We start from the raw sequence: 5,705 nt of genomic DNA, 5'->3' as shown, positions 1-5,705 counted from the left end.
GAGATGTGTCTAAGAGACAGGAGGGCTACACGGACGTGGGGAGCCTGGCGCGCCGGGCTCGGATTCCCCGGCACGAGCTGACGCGCCTGGCGCTGGCGGGGGCGCTGGGGTCGCTCTGTGGCTCACGCCGCAAGGCGCTGTGGGACATCCAGGCGCTGGGGCCGCTGGACTCGGATGACTTGTTCTTCGGGATGTCGATGGACGGCACGGAGGTGGAGCTGCCGTCGATGGATGTGTTTGCCCGCGTCTGCGCGGACTACGACACGGTGGGGCTGTCGTTGGAGAAGCACCCGCTGGAGCTGCTGCGGCCCACGTTGAGGAAGCTGGGGGCGGTGACGGCGGAGGGGCTGAAGCAGGTGTCCTCCGGGCGGACGGTGTCCGTGGGCGGGATGATGATCTGCCGACAGCGGCCTCCGACGGCGAGGGGGATGTGCTTCATCTCGCTGGAGGACGAGACAGGGATTGCGAACCTGGTGGTGCCTCCGGATGTGTATGAGCGGTGCCGGAAGGAGATCCACGGTGCCCTGTTCATCGTGGGGCAGGGCGTGTTGGAGCGCTCGGGCAAGGTGACGAACGTGAAGACGAAGTTCGTCCAATCCCTGTCCCGCACCTGAGAGGACCTGTCGGGGAGCCGACTCCGAGCCCAGGGCCTCACTGCACAAAGGTCCCAGGCGACTCCATCATCCTTCGCGCCATTCAATGGCGCTTGTTGGCCCATGGCGGGAAGTGGGCAGGAGGTTGGCATGTTCAGGCAGATGCTCGGAATGGTCACCGTGGTGGGGACCCTGTGGTTGCCTTCGCCATCCATGGCGGAGCCGACGAGGACGCTCCACGTCGCCAACAACGCGTTGGACAGCGCGACGTGTGGCGCGAAGGTGAACCCCTGTCGCTCCATCAGTCGGGCCATCGCCCATGCTCGCGATGGAGATCGCATCCTCGTCCACCCCGGCCGCTACGGGGACTTGAACGCCGACGGAGACTTCAGCGACCCCGGTGACGAAGCGGCCGAAGTGCAGACGGGGTGTCGCTGCATGATCCTGATCAACAAGCGGCTCAAGGTCGAGTCGACGGGGGGCGCGCAAGTCACGGTGCTCGCCGCCGCCGGGGCCGTGCTGGATGTCGTCAACATCACCGCGAGCAACGTCTCCTTCGGCGACTATGGGAAGGGGTTTACCCTCACGGGGGCCGGGAAGGTCACGGATGATGATGGGATTGGGCTGGATGTCCTGGGCGGGCGCGACGTTCGGGTGATTGGGAACATCGCGCAGGGCAACCGGGACGCGGGATTCGCCATCCGGGGGGACAACCACACGGTCAGGGACAATGTCTCCACGGGCAATGGGATGGGGTTCTCTCTTGGCTCGGACACGGAGGGGCACACCGTGAAGGAGAACCTCGCCACGAACAACGGCAATGACGAGGTGTTCGGCCACGGCTTCGTGGTGGGCGGGCAGAAGGGCACGTACGAGGGGAACAAGGCCATTGGCAACAGGGGTATCGGCTTCTACCTCGTCCTCTTCTCGGGGACCTCGGACTTCGAGTTCGAGGACAACGAGGCCATTGGAAACCGGGGCGCCGGAATGTGGGTGCGGTTTGGCGCGCAGCTCAAGGTGCGTAGCAGCAATTTCTTTGGAAACCTGGGTGAGAGCGTGGGGGGCTCCTTCCCGGCGGCGCCCAATTGCGGCCTCGTGAATGACATGGGAGGCCCCATCGACGCGGCACGCAACTACTGGGGCGCGGCGACCGGGCCCGGTCCGGACCCCGCGGATGATGCGGGCCCCGGGTCCATCTGTGATGTGAATGGCACCACCGTGGTCGTGCCCTTCGACTCCACGCCCAACTCGTTGCTCGAGTCCCTGGAGGGAGCCCCCGGGGCTGAGTGAAGTCAGGCCTCGCCGCGCACCGTGAGAGCGAGTGGGCATCCCGGACACTGGGGCTCCAGGGCTTCCGCACGGGGCGCGTAAGCCATGTTGCCGAAGAAAAACAGCCCCGGGATTGCCAGCGACAGCGCACCGAGCAGTAACTTTTTCATGATCCCTCCCAGTCCTTGGGCTTAGGGCAAGCAGGTCATCTGACCGCCCCCGTGAGCCGGAGCATGATCCACCAGCCGAGCACCTCGCGCCCAGCCCTCGCCGGCTCTCACACCCTCACTGGAAGTATGAGACATCGTGGGATTTCTCCTTCCCATCCGCGTGGATCTCTGCGATGGGTCAGAGCTGTTCGGGCTGGGGCCGCTTGAACCCAGCTCACGTGGTATCCGTGAATATTGCAGCCGGGTTGCGATATTTCGGGGGCGCTGGATATAGTTGCCTGGAATTGGATATGAAAATCAGCACACCTGGTGCGTCCCGGACCCACTCCATGGAACGAGCATCCCGAACGGTGACCCAGGTTGTACGCCCCGTCCTTCGCTCCGTGCTTCACGAAGCGTTGGAGAGCGAGACGGGCGGTGAGGTGGTGGTGAAGTCGTCCACCGTCTCCGGCCGCATCTTCATCGTGGAGCAGAAGGTGGCCTGGGCGGTCCTGAACGGGCCCGGGGTCCAGAACTTCTCGTCGGTGCTGATCCAGCGGCAGCTCGTCAGCCGAGACGACGTCGAGCAGGTCATGACGGAGTGCCGCAAGAACGGGGGCAACTTCTGTGAGGTGCTGGTGGCGTGGGGGCTGGTTCCCCGCGACATGCTCCGGGACGTGCTTCGTGGCCACATGGCGAACCACCTGCAGGTCTTGCTGTCACTCCAGGACGCCCAGGCGCTCTTCGTTCCCCAGCCGCGCACCTACTCCAGTCAGCTGACGTTCAGCCTGGAGGAGCTGACCCTTCCCGTCGAACAACTCTCCACCCACCCCCCAGCCGAAAGAGAAGTCATGCCGAACGTGAAGCAGTCCCTGGAAGAGACGCTGAAGATCGAAGGGGCCTTCGCGGCCTGTCTGGTGGATGCGAAGAGCGGAATGTGTCTGGGCAGCCAGGGTGGCACCGCGACGTTCAACATCGAGACGGCCGCCGCGGCCAACACCGAGGTCGTCCGCGCCAAGCTCAAGGCGATGACCGTGCTGGGTATCAAGGACCGCATCGAGGACATCCTCATCACCCTGGGCGAGCAGTACCACGTCATCCGCCCGCTGGCGGCGCGCGAGGGACTGTTCTTCTACGTGGCCCTGAGCCGCGCCACCTCGAACCTGGCCATGGCGCGCTTCCGCCTGGCGGAGATCGAGAAGGGTCTGCAGCTGACCTGAGCCGTGCGACTCGGCGCCCGCCGCTTCAGGCGGGCGCCGGACTCGACAATCCTAGGCGCGCCGGACCAGCACGACGCCGTCCTGATAGGTGCCGTGGGCGTGCTGGAGGAACTCGCGAACCTCGAAGAACCGCCCCCATTTCTCCCGGATGTACTCGGTCGTATAGAACGTGTGCATGTTGTGGAAGGGCGAGGGCATGTAGCGCAGCACCAGGCGCTCGGCGGGCATCGGCTGATCGAACCACGCGGAGGGCACGGGGTTCGTCTCTGACTCCAAGCACCGGTACGGATGGTTCGTGAGGTGCTTGCGGATGGGATGCTCGGGGTTCCTCATGCCCTCCCAGGTCCGCTCCGTGTGCAGGGAGATGAACGCGATGCCTCCCGGCCTGAGGACGCGGCGGAACTCCAGCAGCCAGGACTCCTCGAACTCATCCATGTGGGTGAAGACCGAGCCACAGAAGACCAGGTCGATGGATGCGTCGGGGATGGGCAGCGTCGGGACGACGCTGTTCTGGAAGTAGAAGCCGCGCGGGGGCAGGAACTTGTTCATCCACCGGACGGCGTTGGAATAGATGTCCGTGCCGAAGACCTCCGCCTTGGGCGAATGGGCGATGAAGTGACGCAGCACCCGGCCCGACGAGCAGGCGAAGTCGAGGAAGCGGAAGTGCGACTCCGGGTCGATGCCCGAGGACTTCAGCAGCCCCTTCAGGAAGAGGTAGTCGCTCAGGCCGTTGAGCCAGTAGCTGACATGCTGCTCGCCGAAATACTCGGCGCGGTCCTCGGTGCGCGGCACGGGAGCGGTGTCCGACGCGACATAGGCGCGGAGCTGCTCCTCCGAGAGCGCTTGGAGCAGCCGGGTCTGGAGCGTCCCGTCGTCCGCGCCGAAGAGGCCCCGGATGACGTCATGGAGGGGCTGCCCGGCGTGGTGCGTGCGCAAGAGCTCGGCCACGGGAGGGAGCGCGTTTCGCAAGGGGCGATCCGGCAGGGTCCACACGGCACTGGTGAGGTCCGGCGCGGCCTGGGGCGCGGGAGGAGGAGGGGCACTGGAGGTCTCCGGGGTCTCCATCCAGGGCGCCAGCCGGTGGACGACCTTGCGTGCCACGGACTTCACCAGCGGCTTGAGATGCTCGGACAGCGCCTTCTCGGTCTGATTGGACATGGGAGTCTGGGTGTTTTTCGCTGATTGAAAGGGCGCGCAGTAAAGGGGGTCTCCCTCTGGAAAGCAACGACTCTCACGGCGGATACCGCCCCCCGCGTACGGGCCGAATCCTCGTGACTCACAGTGTTGATACAAAATAAGACATCCGCGGGACGGCCTGTCTCCACGGATGCCAATGATTGTCATGGGCGGAGGCCCGCCCCGCCGGGGAGGTGGTGCTTGCCGGCGAGGCGGGAGCGCGCCGGATTAGGGCTGCACGACGAAGCGGTAGTTCTGGCCGTAGTTCGAGTCCCAGCGGCGGCAGTAGCCCCGGTCCCAGTTCTCGAACCAGAGCGCGACGGAGCGAGCCCCGGCGGGCGCGGTGAGGGTGACGGGGACGCCGTAACGCGAGTAGCCCGAGACCTGCGTGACGCTCAGGTCGCCGGTGACGCCGTTGTCGAAGCGGTAGTGGACCCAGACCTCCCAGGTGGGCGCGCCGTTGTAGAGCAGGCGGCACTCGGGCAGCCGGTCGATGTCGTAATCCACCACGAACGTCTGCCCCGCCTTCACGGTTCCCACGGGGTACTCCACCCAGCCCTCCTGGAAGACCAGGGTCGGGACGTGGGCGGTGCCGGCGGGGCGCACGGTGAAGCGGAAGTTCGAGCCGTAATTGGAGTCGTACTGCTCGCAGCCCGCGCTGGAGACGCGGAACCACAGCTCCAGCGTGCCCGCGGCGGGCAGGGAGAGCACCGGCGGCGCGCCCGCGGTGGGCTGGCCCGCGACGTCGAAGCTGCTCTCCGCCCCGCCGTCGAGGCGGTAGTGGCCGGTGAGGCTCCAGCCCGGGCTGCCGTCGGGCAGGGTGGCGCGGCACTGCGGCAGGCGGCTGGCGTCATACGCCACCTGGACCTGTCCACCGGCGAGCAGCGTCTGCGACTGGGCAAGCGACCAGTTGGCGCCGAAGGTGATGACGGGCGGGGTCTGCGCCGCCGCGCCGCCGCCGAGCAGCAGCAGGGGGACCACGAGGAGGGACATGAGTCGGTTCAAGGGTGTGGCTCCAGGGTGAGAGTCAGGCCCGCTGGTGTCGACCGCAAGGGGGTTCGGGCCGCCTCCTGGACGGAGGCGGGCGCATCATGGCCGACGCCACCGACGCCCAGCTGCCTCGTTGATACCGGGTATTTAGAGTAGGCTCCGCGCTGAACACCCTGGAGCGAGCACCGAATGACCCTGTTCAGGAGGCCGTCCCCGGCCGGCGGGCCGAGCGACGATTCGAGCCGCAGCGCTACTCCCACCGAGACGCCTTCCGTCCCAGATACACCCAACCCGGTGCTCAGCTCCCC

The 5,705-nt window shown here is 66.4% G+C and carries 4 protein-coding genes and 1 pseudogene; 3 read left to right on the top strand and 2 right to left on the bottom strand.

Annotation, left to right across the window (positions count from 1 at the left end):
• From FJV41_RS47635 to FJV41_RS53250, 3 genes and pseudogenes are all read left to right on the top strand, one after another.
• Positions 1 to 614: pseudogene (locus tag FJV41_RS47635) on the top strand (error-prone DNA polymerase); the annotation flags it as partial.
• 129 nt (positions 615 to 743) lie between these two features.
• Entirely contained in the window at positions 744 to 1,883 is a 1,140-nt protein-coding gene (locus tag FJV41_RS47630; protein ID WP_181791462.1) for a right-handed parallel beta-helix repeat-containing protein, read from the top strand.
• A 478-nt stretch (positions 1,884 to 2,361) separates the two neighbouring features.
• A complete protein-coding gene (locus FJV41_RS53250; protein WP_217440772.1) occupies positions 2,362 to 3,231 on the top strand; it encodes a hypothetical protein in 870 nt (289 codons plus the stop codon).
• Positions 3,232 to 3,282: 51 nt separating this feature from the next.
• Here FJV41_RS53250 and FJV41_RS47620 read toward each other — a convergent pair whose 3' ends face one another.
• Both FJV41_RS47620 and FJV41_RS47615 read right to left on the bottom strand, forming a co-directional pair.
• Complete coding sequence (locus FJV41_RS47620; protein ID WP_174463671.1) at positions 3,283 to 4,389, bottom strand: class I SAM-dependent methyltransferase; 1,107 nt, start codon at positions 4,387 to 4,389, stop codon at positions 3,283 to 3,285.
• 246 nt (positions 4,390 to 4,635) lie between these two features.
• Entirely contained in the window at positions 4,636 to 5,400 is a 765-nt protein-coding gene (locus tag FJV41_RS47615; RefSeq protein ID WP_141649266.1) for a DUF6209 family protein, read from the bottom strand.
• Positions 5,401 to 5,705 lie beyond the last annotated feature (305 nt).

Source organism: Myxococcus llanfairpwllgwyngyllgogerychwyrndrobwllllantysiliogogogochensis (assembly GCF_006636215.1).
Classification (GTDB): domain Bacteria; phylum Myxococcota; class Myxococcia; order Myxococcales; family Myxococcaceae; genus Myxococcus; species Myxococcus llanfairpwllgwyngyllgogerychwyrndrobwllllantysiliogogogochensis.
This window is presented reverse-complemented; position numbering and strand designations above follow the sequence as displayed.

Excerpts from the sequence above, each read along its gene's own strand:
- FJV41_RS47630 (WP_181791462.1), top strand. The coding sequence starts at position 744 with ATGTTCAGGCAGATGCTCGGAATGGTCACCGTGGTGGGGACCCTGTGG.
- FJV41_RS53250 (WP_217440772.1), top strand. The coding sequence starts at position 2,362 with ATGGAACGAGCATCCCGAACGGTGACCCAGGTTGTACGCCCCGTCCTT.
- FJV41_RS47620 (WP_174463671.1), bottom strand. The coding sequence starts at position 4,389 with ATGTCCAATCAGACCGAGAAGGCGCTGTCCGAGCATCTCAAGCCGCTG.
- FJV41_RS47615 (WP_141649266.1), bottom strand. The coding sequence starts at position 5,400 with ATGTCCCTCCTCGTGGTCCCCCTGCTGCTGCTCGGCGGCGGCGCGGCG.